This is a genomic window from Streptomyces sp. DSM 120436 (assembly GCF_055778765.1).
In genome coordinates this window covers 1,331,941-1,354,151 of record NZ_JBSKBS010000001.1, presented here as the reverse complement: position 1 = coordinate 1,354,151, position 22,211 = coordinate 1,331,941, and the positions used below count along the sequence as shown (strand labels likewise).

Genomic DNA, 22,211 nt, shown 5'->3' with positions numbered 1-22,211 from the left:
GCTCAGCGCAGTTCCTCCGGCGGAGTCCGGTCCTCGTCCACCTTCTCCTTGCGGACCAGTTCGCCCCAGACGATGTAGCGGTACTTGCTGGTGTAGACCGGCGTGCAGGTCGTCAGCGTGATGTAGTGGCCGGCCTTCTTCCGGCCGGACCCCTCGGGGACCTTGGCGAGGACGCCGACGTTGTACTTCGAGGTCTCCGGGAGGATGCCGTAGACCTTGTAGACGAACCACGTGTCCTTCGTCTCGAAGACGATCGGGTCGCCCTTCTTGATCTTGTGGATGCCGTGGAACTTGGCGCCGTGGCCGTCCCGGTGGGCGGCGAGGGAGAAGTTGCCCTTCTTGCCGGACGTCGGCAGCGTCGCCTTCACGGGGTCGGTGTAGTAGCCGGCCACGCCGTCGTTGAGGACCTTCATCGACGTGCCCTTCTCGACGAGGATGTCGTCGTCGCTCATCGTGGGCACGTGCAGGAAGCCGATGCCGTCCTTGCTGTCGTACACGGCGGGTTCGTCGCGTCCGCCGCCGTCGGACTCCTGTGCCCAGGAGTCGCGGACCTCGTCCGCCTGCTGGTCCGCGGCACGGTCCGCGACGACGTTCGTCCACCACAACGAGTAGACGACGAACAGGCCGAGCACCACGCCCGCGGTGATGAGCAGCTCCCCGAAGAAGCCGATCACCATGGCCACCGGTCCCGGACGGCGACGCTCCCGGGGCGGCGGGGACGCGTGCGTGTGCTGTGCGGTGTCGTCGGCGGTCGCTGCCACGTTTCCTCTGCCCTTAACTGACGAGCGCATCCGGCTTGCCCTTGCTGCGCGGCCGTTCCTCGACCATCTGGCCCCAGACGATCAAGCGGTACTTGCTGGTGAACTCAGGTGTGCACGTGGTCAGCGTGATGTAGCGGCCCGGCTTGGTGAAGCCCGATCCCTTGGGCACCGGGTCGAGGACGCTGATGTTGCTCGGCGGCGTCACCGGCAGCATCGACGCCGTCTTGTACACGAAGTACTTGTCCTGCGTCTCCACGACGATCGGATCACCCTGCTCCAGCCGGTTGATGTACCGGAACGGCTCCCCGTGCGTGTTGCGGTGCCCCGCGAGACCGAAGTTGCCGGTCTTGTCGTCCGGCAGCGCCGTCTTCAGCGGGTCCTCCGCGTAGTGGCCGACCATGCCCCGGTCGAGGACCTTCTCGTCGCTGATGCCCGCGGCGATCGGCACCACCACGTCCAGCTTCGGTATGTGCAGCAGAGCGAAGCCCTGCCCCGGTTCGAACGCGCCGGGCTTGCGCTCGCCGTTCGCCCAGTCCCGCTGGAGGTCGCTGGCCTCCTTGCCGGCCTGCGCCTGGGCGCGCACGTTCGTCCACCACAGCTGGTAGGTGACGAACAGCAGCATCAGCACGCCGGAGGTGATGAACACCTCGCCGACGACCCGGCTCGCCACGACCGCCGGGCTCGCCTTGCGGGCCCGTGCCTGCCTGCGCGCCTCGACCCGGGACAGCGGGGCCCGTGACGCCCCCTCAGAGGCGTCGTCCCGTCCTGTGCCACTTGCGGGTCCGCCCCCGGCCTTGTGGGAGCCTCCACGGCGTCCCTGCCGCTTCTTGGCGGCCTTCCTGCGGGCCGCCCGGCCCCCGGCCGACGGGGGCTCCTCGCGCGTCGCCCGCGAGGGCGGGTCCGGGATGCGCAGCGCGACGGTCTCGTCGTCGACCGGCGGGAGCTGCGCGGTGGCGTCGTCGGTGTTCCCCGCGTAGGGGGCGGGCGTCGCCTCCTGGCCGGGGCTCCCCGCGTAGGGATCGGGCGTCGCCTCCTGGCCGTACCAGCCGTCCTCGTACGCCCCCTGGGCCCCGTACGCACCCTGAGCCCTGTACGCACCCTGAGCCCCGTACGCACCCTGGACCTCGTACGGCTGGCCGCCGTACGAGGTGGGGTGGTCGCCGGCGCCGTGACCGTGGGCGCCGGACTCGCGCTCGGGGCGCAGCGCCGTCACGCCGAGGACCTGCCCACCACCGGGGCGAGCCCCGCGGACCTCGCCACGGCGTCCGGGTCACCGCACTCCGCGAGCCAGTTGGCCAGCATCCGGTGGCCGTGTTCGGTCAGCACCGACTCGGGGTGGAACTGCACCCCTTCGACCGGGAGTTCGCGGTGCCTCAGCCCCATCACGATGCCGTCCTCGGTGCGGGCCGTGACCTCCAGCTCGGCGGGCACCGTGGCCGGCTCGGCGGCCAGCGAGTGGTACCGGGTGGCGGTGAAGGGCGAGGGCAGTCCGGCGAAGACGCCCTTGCCCCCGTGGGTCACCGGGGAGGTCTTGCCGTGCAGCAGCTCGGGGGCCCGGCCGACCACACCGCCGTACGCCACCTGCATCGACTGCATGCCGAGGCAGACGCCGAAGACGGGGACGCCGGTCGCGGCGCAGTGCCGCACCATGTCCACGCAGACGCCGGCCTCCTCGGGTGTGCCGGGCCCCGGGGACAGCAGCACACCGTCGAAACGGTCCTGGGCGTGCGACGTCGACACCTCGTCGTTGCGCAGGACCTCGCACTCGGCGCCCAGCTGGTACAGGTACTGGACCAGGTTGAAGACGAAGCTGTCGTAGTTGTCGACGACGAGAATGCGCGCGCTCACTGGTTGTCCACCGTCACATCGTTGAAGGGCAGCAGCGGCTCGGCCCAGGGGAAGACGTACTGGAAGAGGACGTAGACCACGGCGACGACCAGCACGAGGGAGATGAGCGCCTTCACCCATCCGTTGCCCGGCAGATGCCGCCAGATCCAGCTGTACATGCCGTCCCTTCCGTCGTACCACGGCACCAGACCCACGCCGTACGCCACCAGACTAACGGCGGGACGCCCTCTGTTTCCCGGCCTCCACAGGCTGTGTGACAAGCCGACCGGTCCGCTGTGTGCACCCCTCAGTACGTGCCGCGAGGCCGATCGCCTCGACACCGGACGCATGTTCCACGTGAAACGGGACGACGGCACGACGGGGGAGGGCGGGGCGTGTCAGTCCACGGGTTCGGCGTAGCGCAGGTCCACCGTGCCGCTGTAGCCGGGCAGGGTGACGGTCCCCTCGTCCTCGACCTTCCAGCCGAGGCCGTAGACGTTGACGTACACCATGTAGTTCTGGATCGCCGGTGAGGCGGCGAGCGCCTTCCTCAGCTTCTCCGGGTCCCCGACCGCGGTGATCGTGTACGGCGGCGAGTAGACGCGGCCCTGGAGGATCAGGGTGTTGCCCACGCAGCGCACGGCGCTGGTGGAGATCAGCCGCTGGTCCATCACCTTGATGCCCTCGGCGCCGCCCTGCCACATGGCGTTCACCACGGCCTGGAGGTCCTGCTGGTGGATGACCAGGTAGTCCGGCTGCGGTTCCGGATAGCCGGGGAGCTTGGCGGTGGCGTCCGGCGGGGCGTCGTTCAGGGTGACCGTGATCGCCTCGCCCTTCAGCTCCTGGGTGCCGGCGCGCTCCTCCAGCTCGGCGAGGCTGGCGTCCTCGGCCTCCGTGCTGCCGTCGTCGCGCTCGGCGAGGGCCTCGACGTCCTCGCGCAGCGTCCCGTTGGACTCGTCGAGCTCGGCGTTCTTGCGGCTGCGCTCGTGGATCAGGTCGGACAGCTTCAGCAGGGAGGCGTCCGTGCGGATGTTGGTGCCCTTGGCCGTGTCGAAACTGACGAAGAAGAGGAGGCCCGCGAGGGCGAAGATGCCCGCGGTGAGCACCCGCACCGGACGCAGACGGCGTCGGCGGGCTGCGGGACTGGATTCCGTCCCCGGGAAGTCGGCAGAATTGCTCAACGTACCCTTATCTCCTTCGGCGCCGTAGAAGCACTACGCTAACGGACGCCCGGGGGAGCACTCAGAGTCCCCTTGTACGCTGCCCCGAGCCCGACCCAGACCCTGCGCGGCCACGCAGCGCATCGACAGGAGAGACCCTCGTGCCGAAGTCACGTATCCGCAAGAAGGCCGACTACACGCCGCCGCCGGCCAAGCAGTCGGCCGCGATCAAGCTGACCAACCGCGCCTGGGTCGCGCCGGTGATGCTGGCCCTGTTCCTCATCGGCCTGGCCTGGATCGTCGTCTTCTACGTCACGGACGGCTCGCTGCCCGTCGACTCGCTGGGCAACTGGAACATCGTGGTGGGCTTCGGCTTCATCGCCGCCGGGTTCGGCGTCTCCACGCAGTGGAAGTAGCGCCGGACCGGACTCCGCGCACGGCTCCGGCCGGCCGCTGAGCCCTGCCCTGCCCAGAGGGGTCCACAGCTCTGGGCAGGGTTTTCCCCTGAGTTATCCACAGCCTTTGTCCACATGTGGATAGGCAACCCAATCTGTGGATAACCATCTTCAGGTTGACGCCGGTGTGACAGAAATATCAGCACCGAAAGCCTGTTCCCATGCGGCCTGACCTGTGGAAACAGCAGCCCGTGACCGAACGCGGCACACGTCCCGCACCGTGTGCACAAGATCCTGCACCGTCTGTGGACAAACGCTTGGTCAGGCGAGCTGCGCGGTCCTCACCAGCGTGATCAGCACAACCACGGCCAGCACCAGCGCACAGGTGCCGTACTGCACCAGTGCCCGCCGCTCACGCGGGGCGTGCACCATCGCGTAGCCGATGACGACACCGGCGGCCAGTCCCCCGATGTGGGCCTCCCAGGCGATGCCGCTCCAGCTGAAGGTGAGGACGAGGTTGATCGCCAGCAGGGCGATGATCGGCCGCATGTCGTAGCGGAGCCTGCGCATCAGCACGGCGGTCGCGCCGAACAGCCCGAAAACCGCCCCGGACGCACCGAGCGAGGCCGTACTCCCCCCGGCCAGCAGATACGTCAGGGCGCTGCCCGCCAGGCCGGAGATCAGATACAGCGCGAGATAGCGCGCCCGGCCCAGGTGCTGTTCCAGCGGTCCGCCGAGCAGCCACAGGCTGAGCATGTTGAAACCGATGTGCCAGATCTCCTCGTGCGTGAACATCGAGGTCACCAGGCGGTGCCACTCTCCGCCCGCCACGCCCTGCGTGGGCACGAACGGCGCCGGCGGCCAGGCGCCGACCAGGTAGAGATCGGCCAGCAGCGACCTCTCGATCGTCACGGCGAGGAACACCGCGACGTTGATCCCGATGAGGATCTTGGTCACCAGCCGGGGATCCGCGGCGATGCTCCCGCCGGCCAGCGTGCGGGGCATGGAGGCGGACGGCGCGTGGCCGGTGCCCCCGCCGCTGCGGACGCAGTCCGGGCACTGGAACCCGACCGAGGCGTCGACCATGCACTCCGGGCAGATCGGCCGCTCGCACCGGGTGCAGCGGACGCCGGTCTCGCGGTCCGGGTGGCGATAACAGCCCGGAACACGCTGGGCGTCCTGCCGGCTGCCGGCGGCCTGGTCGTCCATGAGATCCCCTAGGTCGTTGGAAAAGCCCCGCCCCGCCCATCCTTACGGATGAGCGGGGCGAATGGTTCCCTTGGGGGCTTCCGCGCCCCGGGGAGCGAGGTGCTCAGCCCTCGCGGATCTCGACCGACTCGATGACCACGTCGTTCACCGGGCGGTCGGTGCGCGGGTTGGTCTGCGTCGAGGCGATGGTGTCGATGACCTTCTGGCTCGCGGCGTCGGTGACCTCGCCGAAGATCGTGTGCTTGCGGTTCAGCCAGGCCGTCGGGGCGACCGTGATGAAGAACTGCGAGCCGTTGGTGCCCGGACCGGCGTTGGCCATCGCCAGCAGGTAGGGCTTGTCGAAGCGCAGGTCCGGGTGGAACTCGTCGCCGAACTGGTAGCCGGGGCCGCCGGTGCCGTTGCCCAGCGGGTCACCGCCCTGGATCATGAAGCCGCTGATCACCCGGTGGAAGACCGTGCCGTCGTACAGCCTGTCCGTGGTCTTCTGGCCGGTCCGGGGGTGCGTCCACTCCCGCTCGCCCTTGGCGAGCTCGACGAAGTTCTTGACCGTCTGCGGCGCGTGGTCCGGGAAGAGCTGGACCTGGATGTCGCCGTGATTGGTCTTCAGGGTGGCGTAGAGCTGCGTAGCCACGATGTGCCTTCCGTTGTCTTTCCGTGACTCCCTGATCCTCGCACGGACCGGGCGCGCAGTCGCCCGGCCTCCGTCCACAGGGCCGTGTCCGGGGCCGTACCGCCTGCGGGAACCGCCAGGAGTCCTCCCGCGCCGGGGGCACATCGCGCCGATCCGTGGCATCGTCGGCGAGACGCACCCGTCGCACCGCATACGCCCCTCGCTCCCGATATCGCCGTCGGTCACCGAGGACGGCACCCGTTCGCCCGTCCACGCATGCCGCGCACCGACCCGGCAGGCATGATCCGTAAAAGGGTGGAAAGTCGAAATACCGTACGCCACCGAGGAGGAGGAACTCGTGACCCGCATCGACAGCGTGCGCGCCGCGACCGGTTCGGCGAAGGACAGCGTGCTGCACGCCGCGGAAGTGGTGGCGCCCTACGCCGACACGGCCAAGGTCAGGGCCGCGCACTACGCACAGGAGGCCCGCGTGCGCCTCGCGCCCAAGGTGTCGCAGGCCGCGGAGCAGGCGCGCGTCCACTACGACGCCCGTGTGCAGCCGTATCTGGAACAGGTCAAGACCCACGTGCCGCCGAAGGTCGACAAGGCCGCCCACCAGGCCGCCGTCCGTACGCGCCTCGCCGCCCGCCAGGCCGCGGAATACTCCCGGCCGGTGATCGAGCAGGCGGCGGCCGTCGCCGGACCCGCCCGGGAGGAGGCCGCGGCCCGGAGCGCGGCCGCGCTCGCCGCCCTGCGGGGCCAGGTCTCGGCCCAGCAGATCCAGAAGCTCGTGCGCAAGCAGCAGCGGCGGGCCAAGGCCGGCCGTGCGGCCAAGGCCGTCCTGATTCTGGGTGCCGTGGCAGGCGGGGCCTATGCCGCCTGGAAGTGGTGGGACAAGCAGGCCAACCCGGACTGGCTGGTGGAACCGCCGGCCGCGACGGACGTGTCCGGCTCGACTGCCCTGACCTCCGTGGACGGCAGCGACGTGGGCGCCCTGGACCCCGAGGTCGAAGCCAAGGAGGCCGAGGAAGACGCCGCCAAGCGCGACGAGAACTGACGGCGGGACCTTGGCCGTCGGCACGAGGAACGGAGCGAACGGAGCGGCGGGACAGAGGACCTGATCCTCTGTCCCGCCGCTCCGTTTCATTGTCCCGCCGCTCCGTTTCATGTGAAGCAAGACCCCTCGCACCGCGTTTCCGCAGGTGGAGGGGTTCTCTGTGGAGCCTAGGGGAGTCGAACCCCTGACATCTGCCATGCAAAGACAGCGCTCTACCAACTGAGCTAAGGCCCCGGGAGGGTGGCGTCCACCAGGACAAACACATCCCGGCAGGCGTCCGGGACCAGAGTACCGGGTCTCCCCGGGGATTCCGCAAAAAGATTGGGGGTCCCCGTGACCAACCACTCTCCGTAAGATGCTCGGCGTGGTTCGCTCTAGCGAACCCACGGTTCATGGGGAAGCGATGGGGAGACGCAATGGACGCCGCACAGCAGGAAGCCACCGCCAGAGCGCGGGAACTGCAGCGGAACTGGTACGGGGAGCCGCTGGGGGCGCTCTTCCGTAGGCTCATAGACGACCTGGGCCTCAACCAGGCCCGTCTGGCGGGGGTCCTCGGGCTGTCCGCACCGATGCTGTCGCAGCTGATGAGCGGCCAGCGGGCGAAGATCGGCAACCCGGCGGTGGTCCAGCGCGTGCAGCTGCTGCAGGACCTGGCGGGGCAGGTCGCGGACGGCAGCGTCAGCGCGGCCGAGGCGACGGAGCGCATGGAGGAGATCAAGAAGTCCCAGGGGGGCTCCGTCCTCACCAACACCACGCAGACCACGAGCAGTTCAGGTGCTCCCACGGTCAAGCGCGTGGTCCGTGAGATCCAGTCCCTGCTGCGCTCGGTGGCGGCCGCCGGCGACATCCTCGACGCCGCGGACTCGCTCGCGCCCACCCACCCGGAGCTGGCGGAGTTCCTCCGGGTCTACGGGGCCGGCCGCACGGCCGACGCGGTCACGCACTACCAGGCACACCAGAGCTGATGCACCGCCCGGCGGCCGAAGGGGGTTCGGCCGCCGGTGACACGCGGGAACCGGAGGGACACCAGGGCACAGGGGGAGTCGTATCGCTCGTCGTGGGGGAGAGACAGGGGGACGTCTCAGGGGGAGGAGCGACGAACAGCCATGGGTGAGGTCTTCGCCGGCCGGTACGAGCTGGTCGACCCGATCGGACGCGGGGGAGTGGGCGCGGTCTGGCGCGCCTGGGACCACCGCCGTCGCCGTTATGTGGCGGCGAAGGTGCTGCTGCAGCGCGACGCCCATTCGCTGCTGCGCTTCGTGCGCGAGCAGGCGCTGCGGATCGACCACCCGCACGTCCTCGCCCCCACCAGCTGGGCCGCCGACGACGACAAGGTCCTTTTCACCATGGACCTGGTCACCGGCGGTTCCCTGGTGCACCTGGTCGGCGACTACGGCCCGCTGCCGCCCGCGTTCGTCTGCACCCTGCTCGACCAGCTCCTCTCGGGGCTCTCCGCGGTGCACGCGGAGGACGTGGTGCACCGCGACATCAAGCCCGCCAACGTGCTGCTGGAAGCCACCGGCAGGAGCAGGCCGAAGCTGCGGCTGTCGGACTTCGGCATCGCCATGCGGCTGGGTGAACCCCGGCTGACCGAGACCGACCTGGTCGTCGGCACCCCGGGGTACCTGGCCCCGGAGCAGATGATGGGCGCCGAGCCGGACTTCCCCGCCGACCTGTTCGCCGTGGGCCTGGTCGCCCTGTACCTGCTCGAGGGCGCGAAACCGGACGCCAAGGCCCTCATCCAGTACTTCGCCGACCACGGGACGCCGGGTGCGCCCCGGGGCATCCCCGAGCCGCTGTGGCAGGTCGTGGCGACCCTGCTGCAGCCCGATCCCGAGGCGCGCTTCCGCACGGCCACGGGGGCGCGCAAGGCGCTCGCGACAGCGGCGGAGCTGCTGCCGGAGCCCGGCCCCGACGACGAGCTGATCGAGATCTTCGACCAACTGGGGCCGCTCCCTCCCGGGTTCACCGAGGACGGCCCGGAGAAGAGAGCGTCCGGACTTCACCCGGGGACGGGAGGGCCAGGGGTCAGGGCTCAGAGGACGGGGCAGAGCCCCGGAAGCAGCGGGGCGTCCCCGCGCACGGCCGGGGGGACGACGGGCACCGGAGCCGGAGCGGCGGCGGGCCCCGGCGAGGACGGCCTGCCCGAGCCCCGGCCGGCGTGGAACGCCGCTCCCCCCGGCCCGCTCCCCGGTCCACGGAGCGCCACCACCGGCTCCCCCATGACGCCACCGGACGCCGCCCCGCAGCCCGCCTCCCCCGCGGACACCGGAAGCTTCCCCCTGCCGCCGCCCCAGGCAGCCGCTCCCGCCACCCCCGCGTCCTCCCCGACGCAGCCACCCTCCGTCCCCGACCCTCGCTTCCCCGAGCACCCCCCTCAGCCCCCGCAGTACGTGCCCCACCCCCCGTACGGCCACCAGCACCAGGCGTCCGAGGTCTCCCCCTACGAACCGACCCATCCGCTGCGCTCCCCCCTGCCACGACCGGCCGTGCGTCCCGATGCCTCCACTGCTGAATACACCGCCCAGCCGCCGCGGGTTCCGCCTCCGGACACGGTGACCGCGCAGCACGCGCCGGGCCCCCGCTCCCACCGTCGGCGCACCGCCCGGCGGCCCGGTCCCCCGGCGCGGGTGGCCGTGCCCGTCCTGCTGCTGGCACTGGCCTGCTACGCCGTGGGCTTCTGGGCGCTCACCCGGATCTGACACCGCCGCGCGCACCGGCGACGACGACGTCACCGGATCAGCCGGGGGAGACCGCGGCCCGCCGCCGAGCCACCACCGTCCACACCCCGAGCCCCACCACCAGGGCGCTCCCGGTGCCGATGCCGCCCGCCGCGAGCACCCGGTACACGGTCTCGTCGCCCGCCGTGCCGTCCCCGCCCCCGCCCGAGGCCGCCCCGCCCGCACCGCCCGTGACCGAGAAGACGTCCGACGGCACGGGCCCGCCCGCGTAGTCCGGCCCGTCCTGCGCCGCCCCGCCCAGCCGGACGCGCAGCGTCAGCGGCACCGGCCCGTCGCCGAAGTCCTCCGCGACCTCCGGCGAGAGGTGGGCGACGAGGTAGTAGGCGCCGGCGAACCGCACCGCCGAGACCTGCTGCCCGGAGGCGTGCCGGTTCTCGTACGCGACCGGCGGCAGGGGCTTGAGCGCCTTGGACTTCTGGCCGCCGTCGTAGCCGACGGACAGGTCCTCGACGTGGCCCCGCACCGGGTTGTAGAGGTCCAGGGAGAGCGCGGAGGCCTCGTAGCCGGGGCTGTCCGTGCCCGAGCTGCCCAGCTCGGCGGTGACGTGGAGCTGCCGGCCCCAGTCGACGGCCACCTGGTAGAAGAGCGTCTGGCCCGGCCGTATGTCGTCCCGCCACACACCCTCGCCGAGCGGAGCCGCCTGCGCGAACCCCGCGCCGCCCGGGCGGCGTCGGACGGTTCCCCGGACGGGGGCGGGCGTGGCCGAGTCCCACACCTCGGGCGCGGTCGTGCGGTCCGCCGACTCCGTCCCGGGCTCCGACACCGTGCTGAGCTCCAGCTCCCAGGGGTCGGGGGAGGCACCGCGCGCGTCGGGCGCGGCGCGCTCGACGGTCACGTAGTACGTGCCGGCCCGGGTGCAGAGGCTCCTTCTGGGGGAGATCTCCCGCATGGCCCACGCGGCGACCGGGTGGGGAGTGCCCGGCGCGCCGAAGGCCGACGTGTCCACGTCGCAGGAACGGCCGTCGGCGTCCTCCACCGTGACCTTGACGCCGTCGGCGACGGAGACGCCGGAACCGGGCGGCGGGACAGCCGTGGCGGAGGCGTAGGCGGTGCTGGTGTCGTCCAGCTCCAGGCGGTAGTACACCTTGCCGTCGGGCGGGAGCGTGCTGCGGTAGGTCCGGCCGGGCTCCAGCTCCACGGCGTCGGCGGTGCTCCCGGCGCCCTCGATCCGCCGCGCGTCCTCGGCGAAGGCGTAGGCGGGGACGCGGGCGGTGTCCTGGCCGGCGGCGTGGACCTGGTGTCCCGTCAGGGCGGTCCCAAGGGCGAGCGCGGCCACCAGCACCGGGCGTCCCGCGACGACGTACCAGCGGTTCCGTCCCGCCGTCCTCCGCGCCGTGCCCTGCCGTCCCCTCACGCGCCCCCCTCGTCACCGCCGGGCCTCGCACCGTGCCGCCGCCCATCCTGCACCGGGGACGAGGCCGGGCCACAAGGCCCCGGCCGCACAAAACCCCGACCGCGCAGGCGGCCGGGGTCTGTTCAGCGTCGTATGTCGGTACTCACGAACCCGTGGGCACGGAGTCAGTCGCCTCCGTCCACAGATCCTGCTCGGCGCGATCCGCCTGGATCTGGCGGTACACGAGGAGCCCGCCGATGGCGGCCAGTGCGACCAGGAGAAGCTTCTTCACCGCGCGACCTCGTCTTTCCTTGACGTAGGGGACCTCTGGCGCCCGACTATACACACCGGTCGATACCGATCGGTGACCTGCGTCGCCGCCTCCAACTGCCGTCGGAGACAACTGGATCGACGCGGCACGGGCGGTCCGGCCGGAGCGTGACCACACCCGCACGCACGGTGTTTTCGCTCCGTTTCCTCCCGTATCCAGGGATTTTCTTCGTTCATGCGCCCATCCGGGTGGTGTTCATCTGAACATCCACGCGGCACGGGCGTCGGTCCACCACTTCGAGGCCCTCATACACATCATGAGGAAAGTACGCAAATCGCCCAACCCGAAAGTGAGGGGCCATGGCCAGGAACAAGGTCATGAAGCTGTGGAACGCCGTTGTCACCGCCTTCCTCGCGCTGTGCACGGCGCTCGGTCTCATCACCACGACCGCCGCGGCGGCCGTACCCCAGACCCAGAAGACGCGCAACAGCGACAGCGCCCCCACGACGGAGGCGCCCGCGCCGACGGCGCCCCTGTGGTCCTGGTCACTGATCAGAGCACTGCCCCCCACGATGAAGCAGCGCATCCACGCCGAGGCGCACGGCAAGTCCCCCAGTTGTCGGCACCGGCCCCACCCGGACACGGCCGCGGAGCAGGACAGGGCCGCGGAGCAGGACACCGCCGCGGAACACGACAAGGCATCCGAACGCCCGGACCCCGAACTCGTCCCCGCGCACTGCGCCGAGCACACGGCGTCCACCCTGCCCGCGCCCTCCCCCGCCCGGATCCCGCTGCAGCGCTGAGGCCCCGCCTCGCTGCCGCTCCGACCCGGCCCTCCTCGTGCCGTCGCCGCTCCCCGAAGTCCTGGCGAACTCGCGTACAGCACAACGGCACGACACGAGCCGAGACAGCACGAGACCCCGGTCGTCCTCCGACCGGGGTCCGGTCATGTCCGCAGCTCCGCGCCCGCACACCGGGCGCGACCCCGCACACGGCGGTGTGAGCCCCTGGGAGGCTCCGACGGGACTCCGGGCACTCCAAACCCGCGGCAAGCCCTCAGAGCGGGTCGAGACGCCTTCCCGGCAGGCAGAACAACGGCGCCCTCGGGGCCCGCGAGCACGTGCCACGGCTCCGCGCCGGTCTGCCCGCCGTCCGCGGGCCGCGGGCCGGGCCCCGAGCTCCAGCAGGCGCTCCAGCTCGGCATCCTGGCCGCGGTCGGCGGCGTTGACGTCGACGTGCAGTCGTGTCCTGCCCGGCTGTGGATGGTCCTGCCGGCTGAGGACGGTCGTCGGCTGCGCGCCTCCGAACCCTTCACGGGGGCCGGTCTCGATGTCGTCCCCGTCGCGGTCCAGTTCCACGAAGTCGAGCACCTCGCACCAGAACCGCGCGAGCCGCTCCGGGTCGCGGCACTCCAGCACCAGTTCACTGATCCGACTCGCCATGAAGCCCCACCTTCCCCCCGGAAGCGCAAGCCCGCGACCGTACCGCCCGGCTCCGCGCGACACGACGGGTTTCCGCGGAGGACGCCTCAGTCGGCGGGGCGGAGGTCGGTGACGACGCGGAACCGTTCCAGCACCACCGGCGTCGCATCGTCCACGACGAAGTCCTGGTCGCTCAGAGCCGCACGCATCGCCTCGCCGCTCCAGAACCGCTCGTGGTCCACGCGCCACTCGGCCACGCCGGCGTGCCCCTCCCCCTCGGCCATCACGTGCGCGAGGTCCACCTGCGCCAACGGGACGACGGACACGCCCGTCACCTCGACGACCGCGACCGGACGGTCGCCGGAGTCGACGACCACCGCACGGCTCCCGACCTCGGGCAGGGGCTCCCCCTCGTGCTCGTACTCGGCGACGAGTCCCGTCGTGGCGGTCTTGGACCCGTCGAGAATCGCCGCGACGAGCCGGTCGCGCAGCGGGCCGGGAAAGGCGAACTCCGCCCTGGGCAGGGACGCGATGTCCGCGGGCGACAACGTGGAGTCGGATGTCATGCGATCACCGTAAGGCGACACGCCACACCAGGTGCCCACAACGAGAAGGCCCCCGGTCCGATGGACCGGGGGCCTTCTCGCTGGTGGGGCTAACAGGATTTGAACCTGTGGCCTCATCCTTATCAGGGATGCGCTCTAACCAACTGAGCTATAGCCCCGCCGCGCCTTGCGGGGTGTCTCCCGCGCGCTGACTCCTGAAGATTAGCGCACGACCGGGGCAGTCCCAAAATCGGTTCCCCGGGGACCGTCAGCGCGGCCCGGGCGCACCCTCCGAGCTGGTCACTCGTCCTCGGCCAGGGTCAGCTCGACACCGCCCACGAAACCGGCCGACAGGTTGTAGATGAACGCGCCCAGGGTCGCCAGCGCGGTCGCGAGGATGACGTCGATGACCGCGATGACCGTCGTGAACATCAGGACGTTGGGCAGCGACAGGAACGACTGGAGGTCGAAGCCGTTCGATCCCTCCGAGCCGGTCGCCTCGGAGATCGTGCCGCCGACGGTCGAGAACACGCCCATGGCGTCCATGACCATCCACAGCACCGCCGCCGCGACGATCGTGCAGATGCCGAGGGCGATCGACAGCAGGAAGCTGACCTTCATGACCGACCACGGGTCGGCCTTCGCCACGCGCAGGCGCGCCTTGCGCACGCGCGGGGTGGTGCTGGCCCCCGTGCGGGGCCGGCGCACCGCGCCGGTGCGGCCGGCGGCGGTCTGGTCCGGGTAGGCCTGCGGCGGGTGGTACGGGCCCGCCTGCTGCTGCGGCCGCCGTTCCCCCGGCAGCGGTGAGGCCGCATGAGCGGCGGCACCCTGCCCGGGTGCGGCCTCCTGCGGGCCTCGGGTGTCCGTCACGGTTCCCCCCTGGGATCCCTGCCTGGTGGACGAGGAGGCGTCGGAGATCGGCGCCTTGATCGGTTTGAGATTGGTCGTGTGCGGATCTGTCGTCCGCGCGGCGGAGCCACGGCCGCCGCCGTCCGTTCCCGTACTGGTACCGGCCGGTCCGGCGCCCGTGGCTCCGCTCACGCTGACTCACTCCTCGTGCTACTCGGACGAGGGCGCCTCACCCTGGTCCGTACCGGTGGTCGCGTCCCCGTCGGCGGTGTCGTCCACGGCCACGTCGCCGTCGACTTCCTCCGCCTCGCGTCCTGCTTCGGCATTGCGGGCGATGCCGACCACGGCATCGCGCTTGCTCAAGTTGATCAGTTGGACGCCCATGGTGTCACGGCCGGTTTCCCTGATCTCGTTGACTCGCGTACGAATCACACCACCCGACAACGTGATGGCGAGAATCTCGTCGGTCTCCTCGACCACCAGAGCGCCGACGAGAGAGCCGCGGTCCTCGACGATCTTGGCAGCCTTGATGCCGAGGCCGCCGCGGCCCTGGACCCGGTACTCGTCGACAGCGGTCCGCTTCGCGTACCCGCCGTCTGTGGCAGTGAACACGAACGTACCGGGTCGGACGACATTCATCGAGAGCAGCTCGTCCCCTTCGCGGAAACTCATGCCCTTGACGCCCGAGGTGGCGCGGCCCATGGGCCGCAGCGCTTCGTCCGTCGCCGTGAACCTGATCGACTGCGCCTTCTTGCTGATCAGCAGCAGATCGTCCTCGGCCGAGACGAGTTCGGCACCGATCAGTTCGTCATCGGTCCCGTCCTCCTGCTCGCGCAGGTTGATGGCGATGACACCGCCGGACCGCGGGGAGTCGTAGTCCTTCAACGGGGTCTTCTTCACCAGGCCGGCCTTGGTCGCCAGGACCAGGTACGGCGTCGCCTCGTAGTCGCGGATGGCGCGGATCTGGGCGATGGTCTCGTCCGGCTGGAAGGCCAGCAGGTTCGCCACGTGCTGGCCGCGCGCGTCACGGCCGGCGTCGGGCAGCTCGTACGCCTTCACCCGGTACACGCGGCCCTTGTTGGTGAAGAACAGCAGCCAGTGGTGCGTGGTGGACACGAAGAAGTGGTTGACGATGTCGTCTTCCTTGAGCTTCGCGCCGCGCACGCCCTTGCCACCGCGCTTCTGCGCGCGGTAGTCGTCGGTCTTGGTGCGCTTGATGTAGCCACCGCGCGTGACCGTGACGACGATGTCCTCCTCGGCGATCAGGTCCTCGATGGACATGTCGCCCTCGTAGGGGATCAGCTTCGTCTTGCGGTCGTCGCCGTACTTCTCCACGATCGCGGCCAGCTCCTGGCTGACGATGCCGCGCTGGCGGACCGGGGAGGCGAGGATCTCGTTGTACTCGTTGATCCTCGCCTGGAGTTCGTCGTGCTCCTGGACGATCTTCTGGCGCTCCAGGGCGGCCAGCCGGCGCAGCTGCATCTCGAGGATGGCGTTGGCCTGGATGTCGTCGATCTCCAGGAGGTCCGTCAGGCCCCCGCGCGCGATCTCCACGGTGTCACTGCGCCGGATCAGCGCGATGACCTCGTCGATGGCGTCCAGGGCCTTCAGCAGGCCGCGCAGGATGTGCGCCCGCTCCTCCGCCTTGCGCAGCCTGAAGCGCGTACGGCGGACGACGACCTCGATCTGGTGCGTCACCCAGTGGCGGATGAACGCGTCCAGGGAGAGGGTGCGCGGCACGCCGTCGACCAGGGCCAGCATGTTGGCGCCGAAGTTGGTCTGCAGGTCGGTGTGCTTGTACAGGTTGTTCAGGACGACCTTGGCGACCGCGTCCCGCTTGAGGACGATGACCAGGCGCTGGCCGGTCCGCGAGGACGTCTCGTCGCGCACGTCCGCGATGCCGCCGACCTTGCCGTCCTTCACCAGGTCGGCGATCTTCTGCGCGAGGTTGTCCGGGTTGACCTGGTAGGGCAGCTCCGTGACCACCAGGCACTGGCGGTTCTGGATCTCCTCGACCTCGACCACCGCGCGCATGGTGATCGAGCCGCGGCCCGTGCGGTACGCCTCCTCGATGCCCTTGCGGCCGACCACCAGGGCGCCGGTCGGGAAGTCGGGGCCCTTGATGCGCTCGATGAGCGCGTCCAGCAGCTCCTCGTGCGACGCCTCGGGGTTCTCCAGGTACCACTGGGCGCCGGCGGCGACCTCGCGCAGGTTGTGCGGCGGGATGTTGGTCGCCATGCCGACCGCGATACCGGCCGAGCCGTTGATCAGCAGGTTCGGGAAGCGGGCCGGCAGGACGGTCGGCTCCTGGGAGCGGCCGTCGTAGTTGTCCGTGAAGTCGACGGTCTCCTCGTCGATGTCCCGGACCATCTCCATCGACAGCGGCGCCATCTTGCACTCGGTGTAGCGCATCGCCGCCGCCGGGTCGTTGCCCGGGGAGCCGAAGTTGCCGTTGGAGTCCACCAGCGGCATCCGCATCGCCCACGGCTGCGCCAGGCGGACCAGCGCGTCGTAGATCGAGGAGTCGCCGTGCGGGTGGTAGTTGCCCATGACGTCGCCGACGACGCGGGCGCACTTGTAGAAGCCGCGCTCGGGGCGGTAGCCGCCGTCGTACATGGCGTACAGCACGCGGCGGTGGACGGGCTTGAGGCCGTCACGGACGTCGGGCAGCGCACGCGACACGATGACGGACATCGCGTAGTCGAGGTACGAGCGCTGCATCTCCGTCTCGAGCCCGACGGGCTCGACGCGCATCGCGGCGGCGTCCACGTCCTCGAGGGGCGTGACGGAAGTGTTCTCGTCGGTCATTGCTGGTGAAGGTCCTTCCTGGTGCGGTCAGCTGAGACCGACTCAGATGTCGAGGAAACGGACGTCCTTGGCGTTGCGCTGGATGAAGGCGCGGCGGGCCTCGACGTCCTCGCCCATCAGGACGGAGAACAGGTCGTCGGCCTGGGCGGCGTCGTCCAGGGTGACCTGGCCGAGGACGCGGTGCTCCTGGTCCATCGTGGTGATGCGCAGCTCCTCGGCGTTCATCTCGCCGAGACCCTTGAAGCGCTGCACCGAGTCCTCACGGATGCGCTTGCCGGCGTTGCGGCCCATCTCGATCAGCGCGTCGCGCTCACGGTCGGAGTACGCGTACTCGAAGTCGTCCTTGCCCCACTTGATCTTGTAGAGCGGGGGGCGGGAGAGGTACACGTGCCCGGCCTCGACCAGCGGCCGCATGAAGCGGAACAGGAACGTCAGCAGCAGGGTGTTGATGTGCTGGCCGTCGACGTCGGCGTCCGCCATCAGGATGATCTTGTGATAGCGGAGCTTCTCGATGTCGAAGTCCTCGTGCACGCCGGTGCCGAACGCGGAGATCATCGCCTGGATCTCCTGGTTCTGCAGGATCCGGTCGATGCGCGCCTTCTCGACGTTGAGAATCTTGCCCCGGATCGGGAGGATCGCCTGGTACTCGGGGTTGCGGCCGGACTTGGCCGAGCCGCCGGCGGAGTCACCCTCGACGATGAAGATCTCGCACTTGGTCGGGTCGTTCGACTGGCAGTCGGACAGCTTGCCCGGCAGTGACGCCGTCTCCAGCAGGCCCTTGCGGCGCGTCAGGTCGCGCGCCTTACGGGCCGCCACGCGCGCGGTGGCCGCCGCGATGCCCTTGCGGACGATGTCCGCGGCCTCGTTGGGGTTGCGGTCCAGCCAGTCGGCGAGGTGCTCGTAGACGACCTTCTGCACGAAGGTCTTCACCTCGGTGTTGCCCAGCTTGGTCTTGGTCTGGCCCTCGAACTGCGGCTCGCTCAGCTTGACCGAGATGATCGCGGTCAGACCCTCGCGGATGTCGTCACCGGTGAGGTTGTCGTCCTTGTCGCGCAGCAGCTTCTTGTCGCGCGCGTACTTGTTGATGAGCGAGGTGAGCGCCGCACGGAAGCCCTCCTCGTGCGTACCGCCCTCGTGGGTGTGGATGATGTTGGCGAAGGAGTACACGCCCTCCGTGTAGCCGCCGTTCCACTGCATGGCGACCTCGAGCGACAGGTTCCGCTCCTTGTCCTCCGCCTCGAGGTCGATGACGGTGGGGTGGATCACCTCTCCCTTGCGGGAGTTGAGGTACTTCACGAAGTCGACGATGCCGCCCTCGTAGTGGTACGAGACGCTCTTGACCTCGTGCTTCTCGTCCTCGCCCGCCTCGTCCGCGCCGGCGGTCGCCTTCGCCGACTCGCGCTCGTCGGTGAGGTTGATCCGCAGGCCCTTGTTGAGGAACGCCATCTCCTGGAAGCGCCGGGAGAGCGTCTCGAACGAATAGTCCGTGGTCTCGAAGATGTCGCCGTCGGCCCAGAAGGTGACCGACGTGCCGGTCTCCTCGGTCGCCTCGTGCCGCTGGAGCGGCGCGGTGGGGACGCCCAGCTTGTAGTCCTGCGTCCAGCGGTACCCGTCGGTCCTCACCTCGACGGCGACGCGCGTCGACAGCGCGTTGACCACGGACACGCCCACGCCGTGCAGACCGCCGGAGACCGCGTAACCGCCGCCGCCGAACTTGCCGCCCGCGTGCAGCACGGTGAGGACGACCTCGAGGGCGGGTTTGCCCTCGGAGGGGACGATGCCCACGGGGATGCCGCGGCCGTTGTCGACGACGCGGACGCCGCCGTCGTCCAGGATCGTCACGTCGATGGTGTCCGCGTGGCCGGCCAGCGCCTCGTCGACCGAGTTGTCGACGACCTCCTGCACCAGGTGGTGCAGGCCCCGCTCGCCCGTCGACCCGATGTACATGCCGGGTCGCTTGCGGACCGCGTCCAGGCCCTCGAGGACGGTGATGGCACTCGCGTCGTACGACGTGGCGTCTCCGCTCGAGGAGCCTGCCGCGTCGCCGGCGGCGGTGTCGGTGGACGGAATGTTCTCGTTGGGGTTGCCGGAATCGGCCACGAAGCGCCCTTTCTGGCACAGCACGAGCCGGGCTCGTCGGCAGGTTGCCGGAGCGGCTGCGGCATGTTGCGTTGGTAAGCCTTGATCAGCGTTGCTCAGCGTCTTCCCGGGCGGTCCCCACGATCGGGGCGGGATTGTCTTCCAGTCTACCGGTAGCACTGACATCGATGGGGGTTTGCGGGCACCTGAGTCCGCATGTGCCGCCCTGAACCGGCCTCGTCCGACTCCCGATATGCGGATGGGGGCTCCAGAGGCCCCACGAGGGCACTCAGCGCTTCCGGCCGTCAACCCTTGGCTACTTAGGAGTCAGGTGGCGATGCGTACCTCCGCGCGGGGGTACGGCGACGCGGGGGTCCGGCCCGCGAAAGCGGTGCTCGGACGCCCTGATGTGATGTCTCTCACGTGTATGCGAAGAGGCGGGAAAAGCCTCCGGATCACCCGTACGTGTCGCCGGGACCGGTGCTGCCCGGGGCGCGCAGCGGCCCGTAACGGCGGGCCGGGCCGGTGGGGCCGACCACCTGGATCAGCCGCACGGTGCCGTGCCCGAGGTCGTCGTTGAGACGGGCCACCAGCGTCGGCGCCAGCAACCGCAGATTGGTCGCCCAGGCCGTGGAGTCACAGCGCACGACCAGCACCCGCTCGTCCTCGTCGTAGCGCTCGGGCTCGCAGTGCTTGGCGAGGTCCTCGCCGACGATCTCCGGCCAGCGCCCCATCACGCCGCCGACCGCCGCGGGGGCCTCCCAGCCGCGCTCGGTCAGGAGCCGGTTGATCGCCGCGCCCAGCGCCATCGGATCACGCCGGTCGGTGCGTGCGCCGGAGCGCAGGCCGCCGCGGTGCGCCTGCTTCTTCTGCTGCGCCGCGTCCCCACGCGCGCGTGCCGCCTCCCGGGCCGCGCGCAACGCCACGCGCGCCAGGTCGACGCCCGAGGGCTCGGGGTCCTTGCCGGTACCGCCGGCGGGCGGCTGCCGGCCGCTCACGCGCGCTCCACCGTCCCCTCGGACACGGCGAACCGCGCGCCCGCCAGCACGTGCGGCACGTCGTCCTCGACGGCGGCCGTCACCAGCACCTGCTCACCGGGGGCCACCAGCTCGGCCAGCCGCTCCCGGCGGCGCGCGTCCAGCTCAGCGAAGACGTCGTCGAGCACCAGCACCGGCTCGTTGCCCTCGGCCCGCAGCAGGTCGTACGAGGCGAGGCGCAGCGCCAGCGCGTACGACCACGACTCACCGTGCGAGGCGTAGCCCTTGACGGGCATCTGGCCCAGCTTGAGCAGCAGGTCGTCGCGGTGCGGGCCGACCAGGGTGACGCCGCGCTCGATCTCCTGCTTGCGGGACTCCGCGAGCGCGGCCGTCAGCTGCTCGAAGAGATCCTCACGGGTGTGCGCCTCGCCCGGCGCGGACGGCCTGTACTCCAGTGCCACCGGGCCGCCACCGGGCGCGAGCTGCTCGTACGCCTTGTCGGCGAGCGGCTGGAGCGCGGCCACCAGGTCCAGGCGCCGCGCCAGGAGCTCGGCGCCCGCGCGGGCGAGGTGCTGGTCCCACACGTCGAGTGTGGAGAGGTCCAGGGTGCGGCCGCCGTGCCGGCGGGCCAGCGCCGCCGACTTCAGCAGCGTGTTGCGCTGCTTGAGCACCCGGTCGTAGTCGGAGCGCACGCCCGCCATGCGCGGGGAGCGCGCGGTGATCAGCTCGTCCAGGAACCGCCGGCGCTCACCCGGATCGCCCTTCACCAGCGCCAGATCCTCGGGCGCGAACAGCACGGTCCGCACGATGCCCAGCACGTCACGCGGCCTGACCTGCGAGGACCGGTTGATGCGGGCGCGGTTGGCGCGGCCCGGATTGAGCTCCAGCTCGACCAGCTGCTGCCGTTCGCCCTGCCGGACCTGGGCCCGGACGATCGCACGGTCGGCACCCATGCGCACCAGCGGGGCGTCGGAGGACACCCGGTGGCTGCCGAGGGTGGCGAGGTAGCCGACCGCCTCGACGAGGTTCGTCTTGCCCTGTCCGTTGGGACCGACGAAGGCCGTCACCCCGGGGTCGAGCGGAACCTCGACCCGGGGGTAGGAGCGGAAGTCGGCCAGCGACAGATGCGTGACGTGCATGGTCGTTCCACCGACCTCCTCCGGCGTTGTGGACCGCCGTGCGGTCCTGTGGACAGTGGACGTCCCTGTGGACTACTTCTTCTCGACCGCGTGGCCGCCGAACTGGTTCCGCAGCGCCGCGATCATCTTCATCTGCGGCGAGTCCTCCTGGCGCGAGGCGAACCGCGCGAACAGCGAGGCCGTGATCGCCGGGAGCGGGACCGCGTTGTCGATGGCGGCCTCCACAGTCCAGCGTCCCTCACCGGAGTCCTGTGCATAACCCCGGAGCCCGTCCAGGTGCTCGTCCTCGTCGAGGGCGTTGACCGCCAGGTCCAGCAGCCAGGAGCGGATGACCGTGCCCTCCTGCCAGGAGCGGAACACCTCCCGGACGTCGGTCACCGAGTCGACCTTCTCCAGCAGTTCCCAGCCCTCGGCGTAGGCCTGCATCATGGCGTACTCGATGCCGTTGTGGACCATCTTGGCGAAGTGGCCCGCGCCGACCTTGCCGGCGTGCACCGAGCCGAAGTCGCCCTCCGGCTTGAGGGCGTCGAATATCGGCTGCACCTTGGCGACGTCCTCCTCGGAGCCGCCGTACATCAGCGCGTAGCCGTTCTCCAGGCCCCACACGCCGCCGGAGACACCACAGTCGACGAAGCCGATGCCCTTGGCCGCCAGCTCCGCGGCGTGCTTCTCGTCGTCGGTCCAACGGGAGTTGCCGCCGTCCACCACGACGTCGCCGGGCTCCAGCAGCTCGGCCAGCTCGTCGACGGTGGACTGGGTCGGCCCGCCGGCCGGGACCATCACCCACACCACACGGGGGCCGCTGAGCTTGCCCACAAGCTCCTGCAGGCTGTGGACATCGGCGAGGTCCGGGTTGCGGTCGTAACCGAAGACGGTGTGGCCTGCGCGGCGCAGCCGCTCGCGCATGTTGCCGCCCATCTTGCCGAGGCCGACGAGACCGAGCTCCATCAGATGCGTTCCTTTGGTATGCGACGGGACGTGACGGCACTTGCGTACCGGCGTCCGAGCCTAAACCCGGACGCGCGCGCA

At 70.5% G+C, this 22,211-nt stretch carries 21 protein-coding genes, 2 tRNA genes and 1 pseudogene; 5 read left to right on the top strand and 19 right to left on the bottom strand.

What is annotated here, in order from left to right:
- Positions 1-2: 2 nt before the first annotated feature.
- The 5 genes from ACWH4W_RS06205 to ACWH4W_RS06185 form a co-directional block, all read right to left on the bottom strand.
- A complete protein-coding gene (locus ACWH4W_RS06205; RefSeq protein ID WP_473074798.1) occupies positions 3-761 on the bottom strand; it encodes a class E sortase in 759 nt (252 codons plus the stop codon).
- 13 nt (positions 762-774) lie between these two features.
- Positions 775-1,974, bottom strand: a complete 1,200-nt coding sequence (locus ACWH4W_RS06200) for a class E sortase (protein WP_473074797.1) — start codon at positions 1,972-1,974, stop codon at positions 775-777.
- Complete coding sequence (locus ACWH4W_RS06195; RefSeq protein WP_473074796.1) at positions 1,971-2,609, bottom strand: aminodeoxychorismate/anthranilate synthase component II; 639 nt, start codon at positions 2,607-2,609, stop codon at positions 1,971-1,973. The genes ACWH4W_RS06200 and ACWH4W_RS06195 overlap by 4 nt, the downstream gene beginning before the upstream one ends.
- A complete protein-coding gene (locus ACWH4W_RS06190) occupies positions 2,606-2,767 on the bottom strand; it encodes a hypothetical protein (protein ID WP_473074795.1) in 162 nt (53 codons plus the stop codon). Before ACWH4W_RS06190 ends, ACWH4W_RS06195 begins: the two co-directional genes overlap by 4 nt.
- A gap of 219 nt (positions 2,768-2,986) precedes the next feature.
- Entirely contained in the window at positions 2,987-3,769 is a 783-nt protein-coding gene (locus ACWH4W_RS06185) for a DUF881 domain-containing protein (RefSeq protein ID WP_473074794.1), read from the bottom strand.
- Positions 3,770-3,909: 140 nt separating this feature from the next.
- Between ACWH4W_RS06185 and crgA the strand changes: the two genes are divergently transcribed.
- The gene (crgA, locus tag ACWH4W_RS06180) at positions 3,910-4,164 is read left to right on the top strand and encodes a cell division protein CrgA (RefSeq protein WP_473074793.1); all 255 of its coding nucleotides are present in this window, start codon (positions 3,910-3,912) and stop codon (positions 4,162-4,164) included.
- 300 nt (positions 4,165-4,464) lie between these two features.
- Here the strand turns inward: crgA and ACWH4W_RS06175 are convergent, their stop codons facing one another.
- Both ACWH4W_RS06175 and ACWH4W_RS06170 read right to left on the bottom strand, forming a co-directional pair.
- On the bottom strand, positions 4,465-5,352 hold the full coding sequence (locus ACWH4W_RS06175; RefSeq protein WP_473074792.1) for a rhomboid family intramembrane serine protease: 888 nt from the start codon (positions 5,350-5,352) through the stop codon (positions 4,465-4,467).
- Positions 5,353-5,455: 103 nt separating this feature from the next.
- Positions 5,456-5,983 (bottom strand): peptidylprolyl isomerase, encoded by a 528-nt coding sequence (locus ACWH4W_RS06170; RefSeq protein ID WP_473074791.1) that lies wholly within the window; start codon positions 5,981-5,983, stop codon positions 5,456-5,458.
- A gap of 337 nt (positions 5,984-6,320) precedes the next feature.
- Here ACWH4W_RS06170 and ACWH4W_RS06165 point away from each other — a divergent pair, with 337 nt between their 5' ends.
- Complete coding sequence (locus tag ACWH4W_RS06165; protein WP_473074790.1) at positions 6,321-7,019, top strand: DUF5324 family protein; 699 nt, start codon at positions 6,321-6,323, stop codon at positions 7,017-7,019.
- A gap of 161 nt (positions 7,020-7,180) precedes the next feature.
- On the opposite strand, the gene ACWH4W_RS06160 is transcribed toward ACWH4W_RS06165, so the two are convergent.
- Positions 7,181-7,253: transfer RNA gene (locus tag ACWH4W_RS06160), tRNA-Ala, on the bottom strand.
- A gap of 182 nt (positions 7,254-7,435) precedes the next feature.
- Here ACWH4W_RS06160 and ACWH4W_RS06155 point away from each other — a divergent pair.
- Together ACWH4W_RS06155 and ACWH4W_RS06150 are read left to right on the top strand one after the other, a co-directional pair.
- The gene (locus ACWH4W_RS06155) at positions 7,436-7,984 is read left to right on the top strand and encodes a helix-turn-helix domain-containing protein (protein WP_019526636.1); all 549 of its coding nucleotides are present in this window, start codon (positions 7,436-7,438) and stop codon (positions 7,982-7,984) included.
- A 141-nt stretch (positions 7,985-8,125) separates the two neighbouring features.
- Positions 8,126-9,721, top strand: a complete 1,596-nt coding sequence (locus ACWH4W_RS06150) for a serine/threonine-protein kinase (RefSeq protein WP_473074789.1) — start codon at positions 8,126-8,128, stop codon at positions 9,719-9,721.
- Positions 9,722-9,758: 37 nt separating this feature from the next.
- Here ACWH4W_RS06150 and ACWH4W_RS06145 read toward each other — a convergent pair whose 3' ends face one another.
- Positions 9,759-11,114: a hypothetical protein gene (locus tag ACWH4W_RS06145; protein WP_473074788.1), complete on the bottom strand. Its 1,356-nt coding sequence runs from the start codon at positions 11,112-11,114 to the stop codon at positions 9,759-9,761.
- Between the two features lie 142 nt (positions 11,115-11,256).
- On the bottom strand, positions 11,257-11,385 hold the full coding sequence (locus ACWH4W_RS06140) for a DLW-39 family protein (RefSeq protein WP_003999697.1): 129 nt from the start codon (positions 11,383-11,385) through the stop codon (positions 11,257-11,259).
- A 338-nt stretch (positions 11,386-11,723) separates the two neighbouring features.
- Between ACWH4W_RS06140 and ACWH4W_RS06135 the strand changes: the two genes are divergently transcribed.
- The gene (locus ACWH4W_RS06135) at positions 11,724-12,167 is read left to right on the top strand and encodes a DUF6344 domain-containing protein (RefSeq protein WP_473074787.1); all 444 of its coding nucleotides are present in this window, start codon (positions 11,724-11,726) and stop codon (positions 12,165-12,167) included.
- Positions 12,168-12,420: 253 nt separating this feature from the next.
- Here ACWH4W_RS06135 and ACWH4W_RS06130 read toward each other — a convergent pair.
- The 9 genes and pseudogenes from ACWH4W_RS06130 to gnd all read right to left on the bottom strand — a co-directional run bounded on the left by ACWH4W_RS06130 (position 12,421) and on the right by gnd (position 22,130).
- Positions 12,421-12,806: pseudogene (locus ACWH4W_RS06130) on the bottom strand (VOC family protein).
- Positions 12,807-12,892: 86 nt separating this feature from the next.
- The gene (locus ACWH4W_RS06125) at positions 12,893-13,351 is read right to left on the bottom strand and encodes an ASCH domain-containing protein (RefSeq protein WP_473074786.1); all 459 of its coding nucleotides are present in this window, start codon (positions 13,349-13,351) and stop codon (positions 12,893-12,895) included.
- A gap of 81 nt (positions 13,352-13,432) precedes the next feature.
- A tRNA-Ile gene (locus ACWH4W_RS06120) sits at positions 13,433-13,509 on the bottom strand.
- Positions 13,510-13,630: 121 nt separating this feature from the next.
- On the bottom strand, positions 13,631-14,371 hold the full coding sequence (locus ACWH4W_RS06115) for a DUF3566 domain-containing protein (RefSeq protein ID WP_473074785.1): 741 nt from the start codon (positions 14,369-14,371) through the stop codon (positions 13,631-13,633).
- Positions 14,372-14,389: 18 nt separating this feature from the next.
- Positions 14,390-16,987 carry a DNA gyrase subunit A gene (gene gyrA / locus ACWH4W_RS06110; RefSeq protein WP_473074784.1) on the bottom strand — a complete coding sequence of 866 codons (2,598 nt, stop codon included), beginning with the start codon at positions 16,985-16,987 and terminating at the stop codon, positions 14,390-14,392.
- A 42-nt stretch (positions 16,988-17,029) separates the two neighbouring features.
- Positions 17,030-19,087, bottom strand: coding sequence for a DNA topoisomerase (ATP-hydrolyzing) subunit B (gene gyrB / locus ACWH4W_RS06105; RefSeq protein WP_473074783.1), 2,058 nt, complete (start codon positions 19,085-19,087; stop codon positions 17,030-17,032).
- 434 nt (positions 19,088-19,521) lie between these two features.
- Positions 19,522-20,064 (bottom strand): DciA family protein, encoded by a 543-nt coding sequence (locus tag ACWH4W_RS06100; protein ID WP_473074782.1) that lies wholly within the window; start codon positions 20,062-20,064, stop codon positions 19,522-19,524.
- Positions 20,061-21,182, bottom strand: coding sequence for a DNA replication/repair protein RecF (gene recF, locus ACWH4W_RS06095; RefSeq protein WP_473074781.1), 1,122 nt, complete (start codon positions 21,180-21,182; stop codon positions 20,061-20,063). The genes ACWH4W_RS06100 and recF overlap by 4 nt, the downstream gene beginning before the upstream one ends.
- Positions 21,183-21,254: 72 nt before the next feature.
- On the bottom strand, positions 21,255-22,130 hold the full coding sequence (gnd, locus tag ACWH4W_RS06090) for a phosphogluconate dehydrogenase (NAD(+)-dependent, decarboxylating) (RefSeq protein ID WP_473074780.1): 876 nt from the start codon (positions 22,128-22,130) through the stop codon (positions 21,255-21,257).
- Between the last annotated feature and the right edge of the window lie 81 nt (positions 22,131-22,211).

Excerpts from the sequence above, each read along its gene's own strand:
- ACWH4W_RS06190 (WP_473074795.1), bottom strand. The coding sequence starts at position 2,767 with ATGTACAGCTGGATCTGGCGGCATCTGCCGGGCAACGGATGGGTGAAG.
- ACWH4W_RS06175 (WP_473074792.1), bottom strand. The coding sequence starts at position 5,352 with ATGGACGACCAGGCCGCCGGCAGCCGGCAGGACGCCCAGCGTGTTCCG.
- ACWH4W_RS06155 (WP_019526636.1), top strand. The coding sequence starts at position 7,436 with ATGGACGCCGCACAGCAGGAAGCCACCGCCAGAGCGCGGGAACTGCAG.
- ACWH4W_RS06150 (WP_473074789.1), top strand. The coding sequence starts at position 8,126 with ATGGGTGAGGTCTTCGCCGGCCGGTACGAGCTGGTCGACCCGATCGGA.
- ACWH4W_RS06135 (WP_473074787.1), top strand. The coding sequence starts at position 11,724 with ATGGCCAGGAACAAGGTCATGAAGCTGTGGAACGCCGTTGTCACCGCC.
- ACWH4W_RS06125 (WP_473074786.1), bottom strand. The coding sequence starts at position 13,351 with ATGACATCCGACTCCACGTTGTCGCCCGCGGACATCGCGTCCCTGCCC.
- gyrA (WP_473074784.1), bottom strand. The coding sequence starts at position 16,987 with ATGACCGACGAGAACACTTCCGTCACGCCCCTCGAGGACGTGGACGCC.
- recF (WP_473074781.1), bottom strand. The coding sequence starts at position 21,182 with ATGCACGTCACGCATCTGTCGCTGGCCGACTTCCGCTCCTACCCCCGG.
- gnd (WP_473074780.1), bottom strand. The coding sequence starts at position 22,130 with ATGGAGCTCGGTCTCGTCGGCCTCGGCAAGATGGGCGGCAACATGCGC.